Raw genomic sequence first — 18,608 nt, 5'->3', positions numbered from 1 at the left:
CAACAGAATCAGCCTTATGTAAGGAAGCAGGCTTCTTTCCTTTCCCTATCCGGCTTGATCTCTGCTGCGGTTTTTTGTGTACTTCCACATCCTATTCTCTTATCCAAGGAGCGTTCCATATGGGCCAAACCAAACATTCCGGGCGTATTTCCCTGCCCGCCCGTCCCGACCCTTCCCTCTGGGCCAGCCGTATCCCGTTCGGGCTGAACCGCATCAAGCCCCGGCATATCCGCGACACGTTCAAGGCCGTTTGGGACAACAAGGACCAGCTGCCCTATGCCTACCGCATTTTGACCCAGGGGGTATGTGACGGCTGTGCGCTCGGTGTAGCCGGCCTGCAGGACCAAACCCTGAGCGGACCGCATCTGTGCACGACCCGGCTGAACGTCCTGCGGCTCAATACGATGCCCGCCATCCCGAAAGAGGTGCTGCATGCCGATATCGACGAGCTGCGCCGCATGGACAGCACCGCGCTGCGCGGGCTGGGACGCCTGCCCTATCCGTTGATAAGGCGCAGGGGGGAGCGCCGGTTTTCCCGCATCTCCTGGGATGAAGCGCTGGACACGATCGCCGCCAAAATCTCGACGGTCGATCCGAAGCAGCTGGCCTTCTACCTTACGGCCCGCGGCATTACGAACGAGTCGTATTATGCAGCTGCCAAGGTGGCGCGCTTCCTCGGGACGAACCACATCGACAACGCGTCCCGCATCTGCCATTCCCCTTCCAAGACCGCACTGAAACGGTCGGTCGGCATCGGCGCCTCGTCGTGCAGCTATAAGGACTGGATCGGCACGGATGTGCTCGTCTTCTGGGGCAGCGTGGCGGCGAACAACCAGCCCGTGTCGACCAAGTATATGTATGCGGCGAAGCGCAGGGGGACCCGGATTATCGTCATCAATCCGTACCATGAGCCGTCGATGGACCAGTACTGGATCCCATCTGTTCCGGAGTCCGCCCTGTTCGGCACAAAGCTCGCCGACGACTTCTATCAGGTGAACATCGGCGGAGATATCGCCTTCATGAACGGCGTCATGAAGGTGTGGTTCGAGATGGAGCGCGTACATCCCGGCTCCGCCCTCGACCATTCATTCCTGGCTGACCACACGAACGGACTGGAAGAACTGCGCGCCCATGTGGAAGCTCAGCCCTGGGAGCTGCTGGAGCAGTCGTCCGGCCTCTCCCGTGAGCGGATGAGGGAGTTCGCCGTGCTGCTGGCCGGCGCCAAGTCGGGGGTGTTCGTCTGGAGCATGGGCCTGACCCAGCACCGCTTCGGCACCGACAACATCTCGCAGGTTGCGAACCTGGCGCTGCTGCGCGGATTCCTCGGCCGGGAGCACTGCGGCCTGATGCCGATCCGCGGGCACAGCGGAGTACAGGGCTCGGGCGAGATGGGCGCCGACCCGTTCTCGCTGCCCGGCGGGGAGATCAGCGATGAAGCCGCCCGGCAGCGCATCGAAGCGCTATGGGGCTTCCCGCTGCCCGCCTGGCAGGGGGACATTGTCGGCGTCTCGCTCGAGAACGCCGTGCTGCCCGAAGACCACGAGCGCCGTCTCCGGGTCTTCTATACCTCCGGAGGCAACTTCCTCGAGACGATGCCCGATCCCGAGTTCATCCGGCAGTGCCTCGAGCGGGTAGAGCTGCGGGTGCATCAGGATATCATCCTGAACACCTCCACCCTCGTCGGCGCGGCGGAAACGGTGATTGTGCTGCCGGCGATGACCCGCTATGAGCAGCCCGGCGGCGGCACGTCGACCTCCACGGAGCGGATGGTCTACTTCTCGCCGGAGATCGAGGGCCCCCGCATGCCGGAGGCCCGGGCCGAATGGCAGATCTATGCGGAGCTGGCCGCCAGGGTGAGGCCGCAGGAGGCACAGCATCTCGGCCTGCAGTCCGCAGCGGACATCCGCCGGGAGATCGCCAAGGCGGCGCCGAACTACGACGGCATCCAGCACCTAAGGTCGAAGGGCGATGTGTTCCAGTGGGGCGGCGCCTGGCTGTGCGAGGACGGCATCTGCCCGACCCCGGATGGCCGGGGACGGCTGCTGCCGATCGAGCTGCCGGAGCTTCGGAAGCCCGAAGGACACTTCTTCGTGACCACCCGCCGGGGCAAGCAGTTCAATTCCATGATCTACAGCGAGACGGACCCCTTCAACGGGGCGGACCGCTACCATGTGCTGATGCATCCGGAGGACGGCCGAAAGCTGGGTCTGCGCGAAGACGACGCCATTGTCGTCTATAACCGGTATGGCGCCATGCACGGGAGAGCCAAGTGGGAGCCGGTTAAGGCCGGCAATATCGAAGTGCACTGGCCGGAGGGCAATGTGCTGCTGCCGACCGGTGTGTATGAACCTCATGCGGGCATACCGGAATACAATACTTCCGTGATTGTAGAGAAGGCGGAGACTTATCATGCGATGAAAGATACGAAGTACGTGGAACGGCGAATCGAAGAATTGGAACTGGAGAGCGAGTGAGCGTGGATGAACGATGAGGCGGTTACACCAAGAACCATATGGAGATACGAGAGCAGCGGCGCCTTCCGGACCCTAAGCGACACCATTGTGCGGGAGACGCCTCTGACCGTCCGTCTGAACGGGGAGGAGTTCGCCACCGTGGTCATCTCGCCAGGTGACCTCGAGGACTGGGTCGTCGGTTTCCTGGCCTCGGAAGGCGTGATCCGGTCCCCTTCCGAGATCATCTCGCTGCAGCTCGATCCATGGAAGGGCTTTGCCTACGTGGAACTGCAAAACCCGCTGCCGGCCCGGCAGCGGGATCATTCCAAGCGGTTTATCGGCTCCTGCTGCGGCAAGAGCCGGCAGTTTTACTTCCAGGGGGATGCCCGGACGGCCCGGACCGTTCTCTCCCGGCATACCGTGACGCCGGACCAGTGCTTTGCGCTGATGGCTCATCTGCAGGATAGCTCCGACGTCTTCCGCCATACGGGCGGTGTCCATAACGCAGCGCTGTGCTCTGCCGACGCGCTGCTTGTCCGGCGCAGCGATATCGGCCGGCACAACGCCCTCGACAAGCTGTTCGGGCACAGCCTCCGGCAGGGGCTACCGCTGCACGACAAAGTGCTCGCCTTCAGCGGGCGCGTCTCCTCCGAGGTGCTATTGAAGGCGGCCAAGATGGGCATCGGCCTTCTGCTCTCAAAGTCCGCGCCGACCGACCTGGCGCTGAACCTGGCGGACGACCTTGGCATCACCGTCATCGGCTTCATCCGCGGGAGCAGCCTGAACGTGTACTCCCATCCCGAGCGGGTGCAGCCATCGGCCGGGACTGCCCGGGCTTGACCGCCCTGATCCTTACGGGCTGAGACTGCTGCCCGTCAGCTTGAAGCCTTCGCCGAGCACCTCGTTCGTATCGCTGAGGATGACGAAGGCGCCTGGATCGATCCGCCGGACAAGCTCCTTGAGCCGGCTGACCTCGGTCTGGCTTACGACCACCATCAGCACCCGTTTGGACTCGCCGGTATATCCTCCGGTCGCCTGCAGCTTCGTCAGTCCCCGGTCGAGCTCATAGAGGATAGCCTCCCGGATCTCCTCCTCGGCCTCCGAAATGATGAACGCGACTTTGGAGTAGCTGAGGCCGAGCTGCACGATATTGATCGTCTTCGTCGTAACGAAGAGACCGATCAGCGCATACATGGCTTTCTCGGGAGAGAGGAAGACGCCCGCGGTCAGAATAATCAGGCCATCCAGCAGCGCGACGCAGAGACCGAGTGAAATCCCGGTATACCGGTGCAGCATCTGGGCGGCCAGGTCCATGCCTCCCGTGGAAGCCCGACCCCGGAACACCAGCCCGAGGCCCGCCCCGATCCCGATTCCCCCATAGATGGAGGCGAGCAGCACGTTGTCGGTCATGGACGGCAGGTCCTTCGTCAGCAGCACGAGCAGCGGCAGCACGATCGAGCCGACCAGCGTCTTCGCGCCGAACTGCCGGCCGAGCAGCAGCGTGCCGAGCAGGAACAGCGGGATGTTGAGCGCCCACTGGGTGAAGGCCGGCTCAATGCCGAAGAGCTTCTCGATAATGACGCTGATGCCGGTTACCCCACCGGAAGCCACTTGATTAGGGCCGAGGAACATATTGAACGATAAAGCCACCACCAGCGATCCGAGGATAAGCAGCACGTATTCCCAGACATGCTGCATCCAGCCCGGCCGGCCGCCTCCTCCCTTGCGCGATCGCTTGTTCATGCGGCTGCCCTCAGCTGGGCGGACGCCGCCGCGGGGGCCCAGCCCCGGGAATTCCACGGGAGAGCCATCCGCTGCTGCGCGGGCGGGCGCATGTTCCACAGCCGCATGATCCCAACCCACGCCGCGGCCCCCATGTTCCCCTACGGCTCCAGCGTTGCCTTTACCTTGGGCCGCAGGCATGGCCAGCCCCCCGTCTCCCTTCATGGACGCCGTCTTCCTCACTGCTTTTTCCCTTCGATCCGCCATACATTCCCCCGCCTCATTTCACAAAAAATCCCACATGTGCGGCATCGGCCGGGCGCTTCCGGAATTCCGGCACAACACGCTCCAAGCCAACCGCCTTTTCCATGTAGGATGAGCTTGCCAACCCTGTTTTATCAATCTCTATATCCTGAGCGGACCAGGCAGGAACGACTACTCCTCCTGGTCCTTCTTGTTGATCCGTCCGCGGAGATACGCGTCGATGAACGGGTCCAGATCGCCGTCCATGACCGCCCCTACGTTGCCGGTCTCTTCCCCGGTCCGGTGATCCTTCACCATACTGTATGGATGGAACACGTACGAGCGAATCTGGCTGCCCCACGCGATATCGGACACTTCGCCGCGAATCTCGGCGAGCTGCTTCTGCTGCTCCTCGATCTTCTTCTCGTAGAGCTTGGAACGCAGCATCTTCATCGCACGATCGCGGTTCTTGATCTGCGACCGCTCGGTCTGGCAGGAGACGACAACGCCCGTAGGCATGTGCGTAATCCGTACGGCCGAATCGGTCGTGTTGATGTGCTGTCCGCCGGCACCGGAGGCGCGGTACGTGTCGACCTTGAGGTCCTCTGTCCGGATCTCAACTTCCACGTCATCGTCAATCTCCGGCATGATATCGCACGAGACGAACGACGTATGCCGGCGCCCCGAGGAATCGAACGGCGAGATGCGTACCAGCCGATGCACACCCTTCTCCGCCTTGAGATAGCCGTAAGCGTTGTAGCCTTGAATCAGCAGCGTCACGCTTTTCACTCCCGCCTCGTCGCCTGGCAGATAGTCAAGCACCTCGACCTTGAAGCCCCGCTTCTCCGCCCATCGGCGGTACATCCGCAGCAGCATCTCCGCCCAGTCCTGCGACTCCGTGCCGCCGGCCCCCGGATGCAGCTCCAGGATGGCATTCAGCTTGTCGTACGGCTGGCTGAGCAGCAACTGCAGCTCGAAGCCCTCCAGCTTCTTCACCAGCGCGGTGATCCCCGAAGTGAGCTCGGATACGAGGCTCTCATCGTTCTCTTCCTGCACGAGCTCCATCATGAGCTCGAGGTCTTCATACTCCGCCGTCAGCGCCTGCAGCTGGTCAATGCTGCCCTTGATCGCGTTCATCTCGGCAATGAGCTTCTGCGCCTTCTCGTTGTCGTCCCAGAAGTCCGGGGCTGACATCTTCTCTTCGTAATCCGCGATCTGTTCGAGCTTCAGATCTAAGTCAAAGAGACCCCCTAAGCTCAGCCAATCGCTTGGCCGTTTCTTGCATATCCCGTTTTACATCCGCTTCCAACATAGTCAGCACCTCTTTATGAATATTTATGATTACCGTTTGCTTTTAGTGAAAAAGGAGACCGGGGCCTCGCCCCGACCTCCCGCTTCTTGCGGCCGGGTCTCTCTCCCGGCTGCTTGACGTTCGTTATGCCTTCAGAATGCCGTGGCACGCCTTATACTTCTTGCCGCTGCCGCATGGGCACGGATCGTTGCGGCCGATGACTTCGCTCGCTTGAGCCGGACGATTCACCGCCGGTTCGCCGTTGGTCGCCATCTCGTTCTCGTCCACGACCGCTTCCCGCACGAGGTTCGTCTCTACGTGGGCTTTCATGATGTACGTAGCGACTTCCTCCTGGATGCTCTGGATCATCTCCTGGAACATCTCGTAGCCCTCGAACTGGTACTCGCGGAGCGGATCCGTACCGCCGTACGCCCGCAGGTGAATGCCCTGGCGCAGCTGGTCCATCGCATCGATATGATCCATCCACTTGCTGTCTACCGCACGCAGCAGAACCACCTTCTCGAATTCACGCATGAATTCGGCGCCGATGGCCGCTTCGCGATCTTCGTACAAACGGGTCAGCACGCCTTTGAGGTACTCGGCGATGTCTTCCTTCTCCTTGCCTTCGAGCTCTTCGGCCTTGAGCTGTCCCTCATGCAGGAACGTACCGTTGCAGTAATCCACGATGGCCTGCAGATCCCACTCCTCCGGCAGGTCCTCGGCACAGTGCGCATCGACGATGCGGTCGATGACCGGCAGAATCATGCCCATCACGATCTCGCGGATGTTCTCCGATTCGATAACCTCGCGGCGCTGCTTGTAGATGATCTCCCGCTGCTGGTTCATCACGTCGTCATATTGGAGGACGACCTTACGCACGTCGAAGTTGTTGCCCTCCACCCGCTTCTGGGCGGACTCGATGGCCTTGGAGATCAGCTTGCTCTCGATCGGCTGGTCTTCCTCGAAGCCCAGACGGTCCATCATGCCCATGATGTTCTCCGCACCGAACCGGCGCATGAGCTCATCTTCAAGCGAGAGGTAGAACTGCGAGGAGCCCGGGTCCCCCTGACGGCCTGCACGGCCACGCAGCTGGTTGTCGATCCGGCGGCTCTCATGCCGTTCCGTACCTATGATATGCAGACCGCCGAGTTCGGCGACACCTTCACCCAGCGTAATATCCGTACCGCGGCCTGCCATGTTGGTCGCGATCGTGACCGCTCCGAGCTGGCCGGCACGGGAGACGATCTCCGCTTCCTCCGCATGGTACTTAGCGTTCAGGACTTTATGCGGGATGCCCTTCTTCTTCAGCATCTCGGAGAGTACTTCCGAGTTCTCGATGGACACCGTACCGACGAGTACCGGCTGCTTGTTCTTATGCCGTTCCACAATCTCGTTGACTACGGCGCGGAATTTGCTCTGCACCGACTTGTAGACGACATCCGGAATATCCTGACGGATCGTAGGCTTGTTCGTCGGAATCGTGATAACCTCAAGACCGTAGATCTTCTTGAACTCTTCCTCTTCCGTCTTCGCAGTACCGGTCATACCGGAGAGCTTGCGGTACATCCGGAAGTAGTTCTGCAGCGTGATCGTAGCGAGCGTCATCGACTCGTTCTGCACCTGCAGGTGCTCCTTCGCTTCGATCGCCTGGTGCAGACCTTCACTGTAGCGGCGGCCGGTCATGAGACGGCCGGTGAATTCGTCGACGATCATGATTTCGCCTTCGGACACGACGTAATCCACATCGCGCTTCATGATCGCATGGGCCTTCAGGGCCTGCTGCACGTGGTGGTTGATCGTCACATGCTCGTGATCGAACAGGTTCTCGATGCCGAACGATCTCTCCACCTTGGCCACACCGGCTTCCGTCAGCGTAACCGAGCGGACCTTGATGTCGATAATGTAATCTTCCTCTTCGGTGAGACGGCTGACCACCTGGTCGGCGATCAGGTACATCTCGGTCGACTTGGCGGCTTGTCCCGAAATAATGAGCGGCGTACGCGCTTCGTCGACGAGAATCGAATCCACTTCGTCAATGACGCAGTAGGACAGCGGACGCTGTACCATCTGTTCTTTATATACAACCATGTTATCGCGCAGGTAATCGAAACCGAACTCGTTGTTCGTTCCGTACGTAATGTCACAGGCGTAGGCCGCCTGTTTCGCCTCGTGGGACATATTCGACAGGTTCACTCCGACGGTCAAGCCGAGGAAATTGTGAAGCTGCCCCATCTCCGCACTGTCCCGCTGGGCGAGATAGTCGTTGACGGTAACCACGTGGACGCCCTTGCCCGCAAGTGCGTTCAGGTACACCGGAAGCGTACCGACCAGGGTTTTACCTTCCCCTGTACGCATCTCGGCGATCTTGCCCTCGTGAAGAACCATGCCCCCGATCAGCTGTACGTCGTAATGACGTTTGCCCAGCGAGCGCTTGCCCGCTTCCCGAACTACCGCGAAAGCTTCCGGGAGCAGATCGTCGAGCGTTTCGCCCTTCTCTAAGCGCTCGCGGAATTCGGCTGTCTTGCCGCGCAGTTGTTCATCGGATAATCCCTCAAATTGGGGCTCGAGCGAGTTAATATACTCCACGGCCTTCCAAAGCCGCTTTAATTCGCGGTCATTGGGGTCTCCGAATATTTTTTTCACGAGTCCTAGCATGCTGCTAATCCCCTTCCTTTTCGAACGGTATGTCTTACCCCAAATTGTAGCATTTTTAGCCATGCTGCCGCAACAAACAAACCCTCCAGGGGACACGGCCGCCCAAGCGGCGTTTTCACTCAGGTTATCTTATCTAGAAGCTTGCCCCAAGGCCATACTCCTCATTACAAAACCTGCATAGCCGTTCCTTGGAAGCCCTATCCCTGTTTGCTCCTGACCCCTATGTACCGGTGCTTTGACCCTACCCTCTTTTTATGCTACGGATCCCCCTTTCCTCTAGAATAAAAGGGCCTGGCTTATCCTGCCGGGCCCTTGAATGTTCATCGTTATATAATAAGAGAAGCGGACCGGTTACTTCGCCGGTTCGATCAATCCATACTTGCCGTCGTTGCGCTTGTAAACCACATTGACTTCGGACGTATCGGAATTGGCGAAAACAAAAAAGTTATGGCCCACCATGTTCATCTGGAGGATCGCCTCGTCAATGTCCATCGGCTTCAGTGTGAACCGCTTCGTCCGCACCAGTTCAAATTCATCTTCCTCTTCGTGCACGGCAACGTAGGCGTCATCCGGCTCTGCAGCGCGGAACAAATCCTTGAGCCCGCCTTCCTGGCGGATCTTCCGGTTCGCTTTTGTTTTCGCTTTGCGGATCTGGCGTTCGAGCTTGTCCACCACCAGATCGACGGAGGCATACATATCGGCCTGCCTCTCTTCCGCCCGCAGGAGCAGGTTCGGCAGTGGGATGGTAACCTCAACGGCCTGCAGACCCTTCAACACGCTTAATGAAACGCTTACTTCCGATGTAGGGGGAGCCTCAAAGTACTTCTCGAGTCTGCTGAGTTTCTTTTCCACATGATCTCTCAACGCATCCGTAACCTCAATGTTGACACCGCGAATGTTGAATTTCATGTATTACTCCTCCTTTCGTCCTTACAGTATACTATATTCCTCCCTGACGTTCAAAAATCCTTCACAATTCGCCAACATTCTTTACAATATCTCTTTAGCCGCCACCTGTCATAAAAACGCATACAAAAAAGGCACCGCCGGAGTTTCCGGAGGTGCCTTTTGCTGCTAAATCATATCAGTGATAACCATCTATTCAGCGGCCGAGAGGCCGGATGATTACAGCTTGATTACGTTAGCCGCTTGAGGACCGCGAGCGCCTTCTACGATGTCGAATTCAACAGATTGGCCTTCTTCCAAAGTCTTGAAGCCTTCCGTTTGAATCGCGGAGAAGTGAACGAATACGTCGCCGCCGTCTTCGCGCTCGATGAAGCCATAGCCTTTTTCTGCGTTAAACCATTTTACTTTACCTTGCATGCAAAACATTCCCTTCGTTATCAAATAACTGCTAACAATTCCCTACTGCATTTCGAATATATCATCCCCTTTACTCCCCTGTCAATGCAACTTCTTCATGTTGGCCAAATATTTAGAAAATTCGCGTATTAACATTTTCTTAACTTTCCGTTCGAAGTAAAAAAGCCTGATATAATGCGGTTTTCCGACATTTTTTGCAAAGTTATCAACAAAGTTGTCCACATTGTCCACAGCCACTTGTGCACAGCAAAAAGCCCCTTGCCGAAGCAAGGAGCGGCGCTGTCTATTTGCGCTTATCGAAAAACAAACTATCGGGCGTATAAGCCTTATCATAGGCACCCCGCTGCGTCCTGGCCGTATCGACCTTCTGCAGCTGTTCTGCCGCCTCGCTGCGCAGCTCTTCCATACGCCCCATGATGGATTCGTCCTGCCGGAGGACCTGCTGAACCCGCTCGGCATACTCCGCCGCACTCTCCGGGTTCGTCTGAAGACTGCGGCGGATCGAGAGGATGATCTCCTCCCGGTCGCGCACGAACTGCTCCAGTTCCTCATATAAGGCCTCCGATAGACGGGAGACCATCCCTTCTGTCAGCGCCTCCAGCGCCTCCATATGCTCACGCATAAGTTGCTCCAACGGCTGCTTGACCGCCTGCAGCGGCGCGGCTTGCCTGAATCCAGGTTTCCTTCAGCGAGACGAGGTATTCGAGCACTTCCTCCACAGCTTCCGTTTCTTTCTTCAGATTGGCTTCCACCAAACGGAAGATGAAATAATCATAGAGCTGAGCCAGGTCCGCGGAGATGGGCTGCTTAGGGTCCAAAGTTGCCATCAGCTCGCGCACGATATCCTGTGCCTTTACCAAATTCCGGTTAACCTCTTCATACCGGTTCTGCTTCATGGCTTCTATTCCTGCTCTGCAGAAGCGGATGGCCCCATCGTAGAGCATGATCAGCAGATGAGCAGGTGACGCCGTTTGAACCGAGGTGGACAGGTATTTATTTTGCTGTGCTTGTAGCATGCGTTTTCCCTCCTAAGAGATCTCCGTGGATGTGATTCTAGCTGCTGAATGCATTCGACAAATAGGATGACTGCGAATTGTATTTGTTCATCGCCGCTTCCATGGCGGCAAATTGTTTGTAGTAGCGGTTTTCAATGTCGGCCAAACGATCGTTAGCTGTGTCGATCCGCGTATTCAGGTCGGTCAACCGCTTGCCAAGGTCACTGTCCGATTTGAACACGGACATATCGGAGAATGCGGAAGTCCCCGCTTTCTTGGCGATCTTCTCGAGGCTGCCCATCAAATCCTGATACAGCCGCTCGCCTACGCCGACATCGGAACGGTTCGTGTCTCCATTGCCGTCTTGAGTAAAGAGGTTGATCACCGCCTGCGGGTCCTTCTCGATCGCTTCCCGCAGTTTCGTTTCGCTTGTAATATAGAGCTGGCCCTTCTCAGTATAAGATCCCGTCTGGATCCCTATCGAGCTGAGTGTCTTATAATTGGCGTTGCCTGTCTCGACCGGATCGGACATCGATGTTCTCATGGTGTTGCCAAGTCCCATCAAGATAGAGTCGTTCCGGAGAAGACCGCTCTTCGCTTTATTCTCCCAAAGCTCAATCTCCGTATCCTTCATGGCTTCCTTCTGCTCCGAAGTCAGAGGAGTATAGGTCCGGAACTTGTCCTCGCCCACCTTGTCCTGAACCGTCTTGAGCAGGCTGTTGTAATCGCTCAGGAACGTCTTGATCGATTCGACGACTTTATCGGTGTCGCTCTTCACATCGATTGTCGTTGTGCCTACACCGTTCAGCGTGATATTTACGCCGTTTACGGCAAAACTGTTAGAGGAACGCGTCGTAGCCACGCCATTAATTTTCAATTGGGCATCCGATGGGGCGGAGCCTGCTCCGAGCTTCAGCGCATTGGTCAGAAAATTGCCCGATACGGAGATCGCTTGGCCGCCTCCGGACAGCGAAACCACCCGGTTCGTCGAGTCATAAAACGCCGTAACTCCAGCCTGGCTGCTGATCTTAGACATGACGGAGTCCATGGAATCCGTATTCGGATTGATGCGGATCGTCTTCGAGTTCACGGTAATATCGAATTCCTGGTACGTCGCCGGTGTCGTGGCCGGACTGACCGGGGTAAACCCAGCTGCGAACTCGGTGTCCTTAAGCAGTGCGTTCGTCTTGAAAGCCGTATCTGCGGTAATCGCCGATGTGCTCGTGCTGATCGAAGGGACCGCAAGCTGCGTGACCTCCACTTTCAGGCTGCCCGGCACCGCATCCGCCGTTACTTGAGCACCGACAGCGGAAGTATCTCCTACCGTGGTCATCGTCTTTGCAGCAAATGTGCCTTCTCTTTTGAAGTTAAACAGCTTGTTGTTACGGAAGTCGAGAATCTTCGCGTTGATCTCCTTGTAAGCATCACGCTGCCATTCGACGATCTGCTTCTGCTGTCCCATCTTGTCCACCGGAATCCGGTTTGCCTTCATCAACTGCTTAATGAGGGTATCGGTATCCAGACCACTGGACATGCCGGTCAAACGAGTAACCATAACATCCACCCTTTCTTAATTAACGCTTTTCATCCACCAGAATTCCGGCCATTTCCCACAGTTTTGCGAGAAAATCAAGGTTTTTCTCCGGTGGAACCTCACGAATGACCTGGCCCGATTCCTTATCGATGACTTTGACCATGATCTGCTTCGTCTTTTCGTGGATGGAGAAATTCAGCGAAGTGTTCTTTCCCTCCACCGCCTTGATTGCCCGCTCCAACGCCTTTACGATCTGTTCATCACTGATGGTGATATCTTCGCCGCGGTATTCCGCCTGCCTCATTTCTTTGACCGAATGAATGGATTCGACCACGCTGGCGGCAGCCGCTTCCGCCTCTTTGCTGCTGGCTTTGGGCGCCGGACTTACGGCCGGAATACGCTCGATCCCACTGTTCGATACGGGCGTGTCCATACTTTTCTTTCCCTCCCGAGTTGCGATCTTATCTTATATATCGGCTTCGGAGTGACCTCGTGTTATAGGTAGTTAGCTCTTTATTCCTACTTTTCACTGGTAGATGATGGGCGGCAAAGAAAAGAGACCCCGGTACGGACCAAGATCTCTCTCCTTCACTATCTGCCATGAGCTAGGATAGGCCATCCTTCCTAGTTTTTAATGAGGATGGAGATATACGGGAGGGTCATAAAGCCGCTTTCTTTCACAAGCTGCATCACTTTCTCGAAATATTCGGTGTTGTGCTCGAAGGTCTTCGAGATCGATTGAACCAGCTTGATCACAAGATCGGTGTCCAGCCCCTGGTGGTACCCTGCCATTCCTACCAAATGGGCTTTGATCAGGGAATAATGCATGATCATTCGGGTGTAGCTCTCGAAAGGGGCGGCACTGTCAAGCGGCATACAGTTCTTGAAGACGTAATTCACCAGGTAATTCTCGAGCATATATTCATGCTCCCGCATGAACGGCTCGTAATAAGCGGCATAGGCCTGCTCGTACATCTCTTCCATCTGGCGGTCCGTCAGATGATTTTGCAGCCCGAGCCCCGACATCATCTCTCTGGAACATTCCAGGTAACGGGCGGAACTGATCGATTGGTTCAAACGCACCACGACCAGCTCCCGGCAGATGCGAAGCTGAATGTCCAAGCGCTTGGCGATATGGTCAAATGCCCCCTGCAGCGTTCCATCCTCCGTACATCTCAGGTAATTGCCAAGAACATCGGGGATCTCTCCGAGCTTCCCTGCGCTCACACATTCATTCAATTCATTGAACAACATTCCCAGGATCAGCAGGCGCTCCTCCAGCGAATGGCTTCGGTTCTGCAGGATGGCGATCGTCACATAGCGGTATTCGTCAAACAGCTGCTTCCAATCGGTGATAGCCCCGCTGCGCGTCTGGACGGTACTTGTGATCTCCTTGAAGGAGGAGGCCTTCCCTTTACCCTGCTCGAATCCGATGCCCTCTTGATTCAGCATGACTACACGGGCTGCTTCCGGACAGGACACAGACAAAGACTGCTCCATGACCCCGTTGACTTTATTGAATCTTCTAGGATAGATGGAACAGGTGTTGCAGAGATAATCCTCGCCCAGCTTCAGTTGAATGCTGCACCAGCCCTCCGTATTCAGAAAAGAACATTTGGAGTGCTCCAATTTCATTCTTGCCGCAAAGTTTTTGGACGGATTGGCCGTGTTGGGGATCACGTTTTGCTCCAGCGCCGATTTGAATTCCGGATGCTTCACCTTGTTATATTTCTTATAGGTAGCCTCATCAATATTAACCGTCCATCCGGAGCAGCAGGTATCCTCACATGCCCCTCCGATACAGGTGAACCTGGATACATATTCAGGAAACAGCGTCTCTATCCATGCAGTCATATTGGATTAGCTCCTTTTGTGTAGGTGTAGTCTAATTTTTCCAAAGGGAAAAATAGGGACTCGGGTGACAGTGGCACTCAACTTTTGCCCTTGGAAAAATCAACTTCCGAAAAAAGAAAGGGGAATGGTTTCTCCATTCCCCCCTTATGATTAACGGAGCAGCTGCAGTACGCCTTGCGGCTGCTGGTTCGCTTGAGCCAGCATCGCCTGCGCAGCCTGCGACAGGATGTTGTTCTTCGTTTGCTCCATCATTTCTTTCGCCATGTCTACGTCGCGGATCCGGGACTCGGATGCAGTCAGGTTCTCGGATGCGTTGTCCAGGTTATTGATTGTGTGCTCCAGACGGTTCTGCAGCGCACCCAGGTACGAGCGGCCGGACGATACGGACTCGATTTGCGTGTTGATCGTCGTGATCGCTGTGTCAGCTCCGGCTTGGGTGGAGATGTCTGCACCCGCGGCTGCCGATTGGATCGCCGTCAGGTCTACGCCTGCTGTCTTCAGGTTGATGTCGATCGTTTGACCAGCATCTGCACCTACGTGGATCTTCAGATCCGCTGCGGCACTGCCGTCGAGCAGTTTCTGCGTGTTGAACGTCGTGTTGTCTTTAATACGGCCAATCTCGTTGGAGAGTTGGTCGAATTCAGCTTTGAGCGCAGTTCTATCGGCAGTAACGTTCGTGTCGTTCGCGGATTGAACAGCGAGTTCACGCTGACGCTGAAGGATCGAGTGGACTTCCTGCAGGGCGCCTTCGCCTGTTTGGATCAGGGAGATGCCGTCCTGTGCGTTGCGGGATGCCTGATCGAGACCGCGGATTTGGCCGCGCATTTTCTCGGAGATGGCAAGACCTGCAGCGTCGTCGCCTGCACGGTTGATACGAAGACCCGAAGACAGCTTCTCGATGTTCTTGCTTGCGTTAGCTGTGTTCGCTGTCAGCTGGCGGTGCGTGTTCAGTGCGCTAATGTTGTGGTTGATTCTCATGTTGTTCTTCCTCCCTGAATTGGACGTCCACTTCCTTGTGGATCGTTTGGTATTTGGTGGAGGGCTGATGTCCTTCGGGCTCGCTCGCCCGCTCTCTCATCCCCTCATGATATATATATCGTCCTGCGGCAGGGGATAGTGAATAGCCCGGAGGCTGTTTTAAGCAGGGATCTCTTTCCTGTAAGACGAGGCTAGGCCCCGAAGATAAAAAGACCCCGGCTCTCCGCCAAGGTCCTGTATTACTGCATCTTAGTTTTTGATAAGAATGGACATGTACGCCATGGACATAAAGCCATTGTCCTTCACAAGCGTCATGATGTTCTCGAAATACTCTACGCTGTGCTCAAAGGTCTTGGATATTGACTGGATCAGCTTGATGACCGTGTCCGTCGTCAGCCCCTGCACGTGACCTGCAATGCCCACCATATGAATCTTAATCAGTGAATAATGCATAATCATCCGGGTATAGCTTTCAAACAGGGACGAGCTGTCAAGAGGCATCACGTTCTTGAACACATAATTCACGAGATAGTTCTCTAGCATATATCCGTGCTCTTGCATAAAAGGTTCATAATACGCGGCATAGGCCCGCCCATAGCTCTCTTCGATCTGCTTGTCTTCCGCCTCGTCGCCGATCCCCAATCCCGACATCATGTCCCGGGAGCATTCCAGGTATCTCACAGAACCGGGCGTATGCTTCAGACCGAGCACTACGAGCTCTCGGCAGATGCGCAGCTGGATGTCCAACCGTTTGGAGACCTCATCGAACGCTCCATGAAACGTTCCGTCTTCCAAGCACCTCAAATAATTCCCGAGCACATCCGGAATGTCCTGCAGTTTGTTCCCCGATACACATTCCTGAAGCTCACTGTACATCAAGCCGGTGATGAGCAGGCGTTCTTCCAGCGTGTACGCCCGGTTCTGCAGAATGGAGATGGTGACATAGCGATACTCTTCGAAGAAGCTTCTCCAATCGGACACACTGCCGCCGCGCGTCTCAATATCGGCGGAAATCCACTTGAAGGAATCTCTCTTGTCCTGATGCTGCTCGAACAGAATTCCCTCCGGATTCAGCATGACAAGCCGTGCAGCTTCCGGACAGGACACGGAGAGAGATTGTTCAAGCAGTCCGTTGACCTTGTTGGTTCTTCTTGGATACACCGAGCAGGTTGTGCACAAGAAGCTCTCGCCCAAGTTCAATTGAATATCACAGAGATTCTCCGTGTTTAGAAAAGAGCAGCGGGACTGCTCCAGCTTCATTCTCGCGGCAAAGTTTGGCGTCGGGTTATGCTTGTTCTTTACTACATGATCTTGAAGTCTCGATTTGAATTCCGGGTGCTTTACCTTCCTATACTTCTTGTACGTTTGTTCATCTATATTGACTGTCCACCCCGAGCAGCACGTATCCTCACATGCTCCTCCGATACAGGTGAACCTCTTTACGTATTCAGGAATTAACGTATCGACCATCGTTGTCATTGACATCAACTCCTATTCATTTAGTCTGATTTTTCCAAAGGGAAAATAGGGACTTGTGTGACAGTGGCGTTCAACTTTTGCCCTTGGAAAAATCAACTTCCAAAAAAAAGAAAGGGGAATGGTTTTCTCCATTCCCCCCTTATGATTAACGGAGCAGCTGCAGTACGCCTTGCGGCTGCTGGTTTGCTTGAGCCAGCATCGCCTGCGCAGCCTGCGACAGGATGTTGTTCTTTGTCTGCTCCATCATTTCTTTCGCCATGTCTACGTCGCGGATCCGGGACTCGGATGCAGTCAGGTTCTCGGACGCGTTGTCCAGGTTGTTGATCGTGTGCTCCAGACGGTTCTGCAGCGCACCCAGGTACGAGCGGCCGGACGATACGGACTCGATTTGCGTGTTGATCGTCGTGATCGCTGTGTCAGCTCCGGCTTGGGTGGAGATGTCTGCACCCGCGGCTGCCGATTGGATCGCCGTCAGGTCTACGCCTGCTGTCTTCAGGTTGATGTCGATCGTTTGACCAGCATCTGCACCTACGTGGATCTTCAGATCCGCTGCGGCACTGCCGTCGAGCAGCTTCTGCGTGTTGAACGTCGTGTTGTCTTTAATACGGCCAATCTCGTTGGAGAGTTGGTCGAATTCAGCTTTGAGCGCAGTTCTATCGGCAGTTACGTTCGTGTCGTTCGCCGATTGAACAGCGAGCTCACGCTGACGCTGGAGAATCGAGTGAACTTCCTGCAGGGCGCCTTCGCCTGTTTGGATCAGGGAGATACCGTCCTGTGCGTTGCGGGATGCCTGATCGAGACCGCGGATTTGGCCGCGCATTTTCTCGGAGATGGCCAGACCTGCGGCGTCGTCGCCTGCACGGTTGATGCGAAGACCCGAAGACAGCTTCTCGATGTTCTTGCTTGCGTTAGCTGTGTTCGCTGTCAGCTGGCGGTGCGTGTTCAGTGCGCTAATGTTGTGGTTGATTCTCATGTTGTTCTTCCTCCCTGAATTGGACGTCCACTTCCTTGTGGATCGTTTGGTATTTTGGTGGAGGGCTGATGTCCTTCGGGCTCGCTCGCCCGCTCTCTCATCCCCTCATGATATATATATCGTCCTGCAGCAGGGCAGAGTGAATAGCTTGTAGAGTCTTAGCCTGTGGTATGTGTTTCCTCTAGCGAATTTAAGACTCCTCAATCATTAAACAAAAAAAGACCTCGGCCCAAAGGCTGAGGTCTGTGTAAATTAACGGAGCAGCTGCAGTACGCCTTGCGGCTGCTGGTTTGCTTGAGCCAGCATCGCCTGCGCAGCCTGCGACAGGATGTTGTTCTTTGTCTGCTCCATCATTTCTTTCGCCATGTCTACATCGCGGATCCGGGACTCGGATGCAGTCAGGTTCTCGGATGCGTTGTCCAGGTTGTTGATTGTGTGCTCCAGACGGTTCTGCAGCGCACCCAGGTACGAGCGGCCGGACGATACGGACTCGATTTGCGTGTTGATCGTCGTGATCGCTGTGTTGGCACCGCCTTGAGTGGAGATGTCTGCGCCTGCGGCTGCCGATTGGATCGCTGTCAGGTCTACGCCTGCTGTCTTCAGGTTGATGTCGATCGTTTGACCAGCATCTGCGCCTACGTGGATCTTCAGATCCGCTGCGGCACTGCCGTCAAGCAGCTTCTGCGTGTTGAACGTCGTGTTGTCTTTGATACGGCCGATTTCGCTCGACAGCTGGTCGAACTCTGCCTTCAGCGCTGTACGGTCTGCTGTTACGTTCGTGTCGTTCGCCGATTGGACAGCGAGCTCACGCTGACGCTGGAGAATCGAGTGAACTTCCTGCAGGGCGCCTTCGCCTGTTTGAATCAGGGAGATGCCGTCCTGTGCGTTGCGGGATGCCTGATCCAGACCGCGGATTTGGCCGCGCATTTTCTCGGAGATGGCAAGACCTGCAGCGTCATCGCCTGCACGGTTGATGCGAAGACCCGAAGACAGCTTCTCGATGTTCTTGCTTGCGTTAGCTGTGTTCGTTGTCAGCTGGCGGTGCGTGTTCAGTGCGCTGATGTTGTGATTGATTCTCATGTTATTCTTCCTCCCTGAATGGAACGTC

General features: G+C 55.9%; 16 protein-coding genes. 2 read left to right on the top strand and 14 right to left on the bottom strand.

The features are described 5' to 3' along the window. Positions 1–119: 119 nt before the first annotated feature. Both ACP26L_RS00615 and fdhD read left to right on the top strand, forming a co-directional pair. Positions 120–2,474, top strand: coding sequence for an FdhF/YdeP family oxidoreductase (locus ACP26L_RS00615; RefSeq protein WP_426450525.1), 2,355 nt, complete (start codon positions 120–122; stop codon positions 2,472–2,474). 6 nt (positions 2,475–2,480) lie between these two features. Continuing rightward, positions 2,481–3,293: a formate dehydrogenase accessory sulfurtransferase FdhD gene (fdhD, locus tag ACP26L_RS00610; RefSeq protein WP_426450524.1), complete on the top strand. Its 813-nt coding sequence runs from the start codon at positions 2,481–2,483 to the stop codon at positions 3,291–3,293. 12 nt (positions 3,294–3,305) lie between these two features. Here the strand turns inward: fdhD and ACP26L_RS00605 are convergent, their stop codons facing one another. From ACP26L_RS00605 to ACP26L_RS00540, 14 genes are all read right to left on the bottom strand, one after another. After that, complete coding sequence (locus ACP26L_RS00605; protein ID WP_426454772.1) at positions 3,306–4,196, bottom strand: YitT family protein; 891 nt, start codon at positions 4,194–4,196, stop codon at positions 3,306–3,308. Positions 4,197–4,610: 414 nt separating this feature from the next. After that, a protein-coding gene (prfB, locus tag ACP26L_RS00600) for a peptide chain release factor 2 (protein WP_426450523.1) occupies positions 4,611–5,730 on the bottom strand; the annotation gives its coding sequence in 2 pieces (ribosomal slippage) (positions 4,611–5,657 and positions 5,659–5,730; 1,119 coding nt in all). Between the two features lie 123 nt (positions 5,731–5,853). Then, positions 5,854–8,364, bottom strand: coding sequence for a preprotein translocase subunit SecA (gene secA, locus ACP26L_RS00595; protein ID WP_426450522.1), 2,511 nt, complete (start codon positions 8,362–8,364; stop codon positions 5,854–5,856). Positions 8,365–8,715: 351 nt separating this feature from the next. Continuing rightward, the gene (hpf, locus tag ACP26L_RS00590; protein ID WP_426450520.1) at positions 8,716–9,273 is read right to left on the bottom strand and encodes a ribosome hibernation-promoting factor, HPF/YfiA family; all 558 of its coding nucleotides are present in this window, start codon (positions 9,271–9,273) and stop codon (positions 8,716–8,718) included. A 216-nt stretch (positions 9,274–9,489) separates the two neighbouring features. Beyond that, complete coding sequence (locus ACP26L_RS00585; protein ID WP_013913932.1) at positions 9,490–9,687, bottom strand: cold shock domain-containing protein; 198 nt, start codon at positions 9,685–9,687, stop codon at positions 9,490–9,492. A 283-nt stretch (positions 9,688–9,970) separates the two neighbouring features. Beyond that, positions 9,971–10,309: a flagellar protein FliT gene (locus tag ACP26L_RS00580; RefSeq protein ID WP_426450519.1), complete on the bottom strand. Its 339-nt coding sequence runs from the start codon at positions 10,307–10,309 to the stop codon at positions 9,971–9,973. Further along, positions 10,302–10,703, bottom strand: coding sequence for a flagellar export chaperone FliS (gene fliS / locus ACP26L_RS00575; RefSeq protein WP_426450518.1), 402 nt, complete (start codon positions 10,701–10,703; stop codon positions 10,302–10,304). Before fliS ends, ACP26L_RS00580 begins: the two co-directional genes overlap by 8 nt. A gap of 37 nt (positions 10,704–10,740) precedes the next feature. Beyond that, a complete protein-coding gene (fliD, locus tag ACP26L_RS00570) occupies positions 10,741–12,237 on the bottom strand; it encodes a flagellar filament capping protein FliD (protein ID WP_426450516.1) in 1,497 nt (498 codons plus the stop codon). A 19-nt stretch (positions 12,238–12,256) separates the two neighbouring features. Continuing rightward, positions 12,257–12,649, bottom strand: coding sequence for a flagellar protein FlaG (locus ACP26L_RS00565; RefSeq protein WP_426450515.1), 393 nt, complete (start codon positions 12,647–12,649; stop codon positions 12,257–12,259). Between the two features lie 191 nt (positions 12,650–12,840). Next, positions 12,841–14,070: a flagellin lysine-N-methylase gene (gene fliB, locus ACP26L_RS00560; RefSeq protein ID WP_426450514.1), complete on the bottom strand. Its 1,230-nt coding sequence runs from the start codon at positions 14,068–14,070 to the stop codon at positions 12,841–12,843. A 150-nt stretch (positions 14,071–14,220) separates the two neighbouring features. Further along, positions 14,221–15,048, bottom strand: coding sequence for a flagellin (locus ACP26L_RS00555; protein ID WP_426450512.1), 828 nt, complete (start codon positions 15,046–15,048; stop codon positions 14,221–14,223). Positions 15,049–15,297: 249 nt separating this feature from the next. Beyond that, positions 15,298–16,518 carry a flagellin lysine-N-methylase gene (fliB, locus tag ACP26L_RS00550; RefSeq protein WP_426454771.1) on the bottom strand — a complete coding sequence of 407 codons (1,221 nt, stop codon included), beginning with the start codon at positions 16,516–16,518 and terminating at the stop codon, positions 15,298–15,300. Between the two features lie 154 nt (positions 16,519–16,672). After that, positions 16,673–17,500, bottom strand: a complete 828-nt coding sequence (locus tag ACP26L_RS00545) for a flagellin (protein ID WP_426450512.1) — start codon at positions 17,498–17,500, stop codon at positions 16,673–16,675. Positions 17,501–17,752: 252 nt separating this feature from the next. Continuing rightward, the gene (locus ACP26L_RS00540; RefSeq protein WP_426450513.1) at positions 17,753–18,580 is read right to left on the bottom strand and encodes a flagellin; all 828 of its coding nucleotides are present in this window, start codon (positions 18,578–18,580) and stop codon (positions 17,753–17,755) included. Positions 18,581–18,608 lie beyond the last annotated feature (28 nt).

This window comes from Paenibacillus sp. S-38, from assembly GCF_049942825.1.
GTDB lineage: Bacteria > Bacillota > Bacilli > Paenibacillales > NBRC-103111 > Paenibacillus_G.
This window is presented reverse-complemented; position numbering and strand designations above follow the sequence as displayed.

Bases quoted from the DNA above. Each gene is read 5' to 3' on its own strand.
- ACP26L_RS00615 (WP_426450525.1), top strand. From the start codon at position 120: ATGGGCCAAACCAAACATTCCGGGCGTATTTCCCTGCCCGCCCGTCCC.
- ACP26L_RS00585 (WP_013913932.1), bottom strand. From the start codon at position 9,687: ATGCAAGGTAAAGTAAAATGGTTTAACGCAGAAAAAGGCTATGGCTTC.
- ACP26L_RS00545 (WP_426450512.1), bottom strand. From the start codon at position 17,500: ATGAGAATCAACCACAACATTAGCGCACTGAACACGCACCGCCAGCTG.
- fdhD (WP_426450524.1), top strand. From the start codon at position 2,481: ATGAACGATGAGGCGGTTACACCAAGAACCATATGGAGATACGAGAGC.
- ACP26L_RS00605 (WP_426454772.1), bottom strand. From the start codon at position 4,196: ATGAACAAGCGATCGCGCAAGGGAGGAGGCGGCCGGCCGGGCTGGATG.
- ACP26L_RS00580 (WP_426450519.1), bottom strand. From the start codon at position 10,309: ATGCGTGAGCATATGGAGGCGCTGGAGGCGCTGACAGAAGGGATGGTC.
- ACP26L_RS00565 (WP_426450515.1), bottom strand. From the start codon at position 12,649: ATGGACACGCCCGTATCGAACAGTGGGATCGAGCGTATTCCGGCCGTA.
- fliD (WP_426450516.1), bottom strand. From the start codon at position 12,237: ATGGTTACTCGTTTGACCGGCATGTCCAGTGGTCTGGATACCGATACC.
- hpf (WP_426450520.1), bottom strand. From the start codon at position 9,273: ATGAAATTCAACATTCGCGGTGTCAACATTGAGGTTACGGATGCGTTG.
- fliB (WP_426454771.1), bottom strand. From the start codon at position 16,518: ATGGTCGATACGTTAATTCCTGAATACGTAAAGAGGTTCACCTGTATC.
- fliS (WP_426450518.1), bottom strand. From the start codon at position 10,703: ATGCTACAAGCACAGCAAAATAAATACCTGTCCACCTCGGTTCAAACG.
- ACP26L_RS00540 (WP_426450513.1), bottom strand. From the start codon at position 18,580: ATGAGAATCAATCACAACATCAGCGCACTGAACACGCACCGCCAGCTG.
- ACP26L_RS00555 (WP_426450512.1), bottom strand. From the start codon at position 15,048: ATGAGAATCAACCACAACATTAGCGCACTGAACACGCACCGCCAGCTG.
- secA (WP_426450522.1), bottom strand. From the start codon at position 8,364: ATGCTAGGACTCGTGAAAAAAATATTCGGAGACCCCAATGACCGCGAA.
- fliB (WP_426450514.1), bottom strand. From the start codon at position 14,070: ATGACTGCATGGATAGAGACGCTGTTTCCTGAATATGTATCCAGGTTC.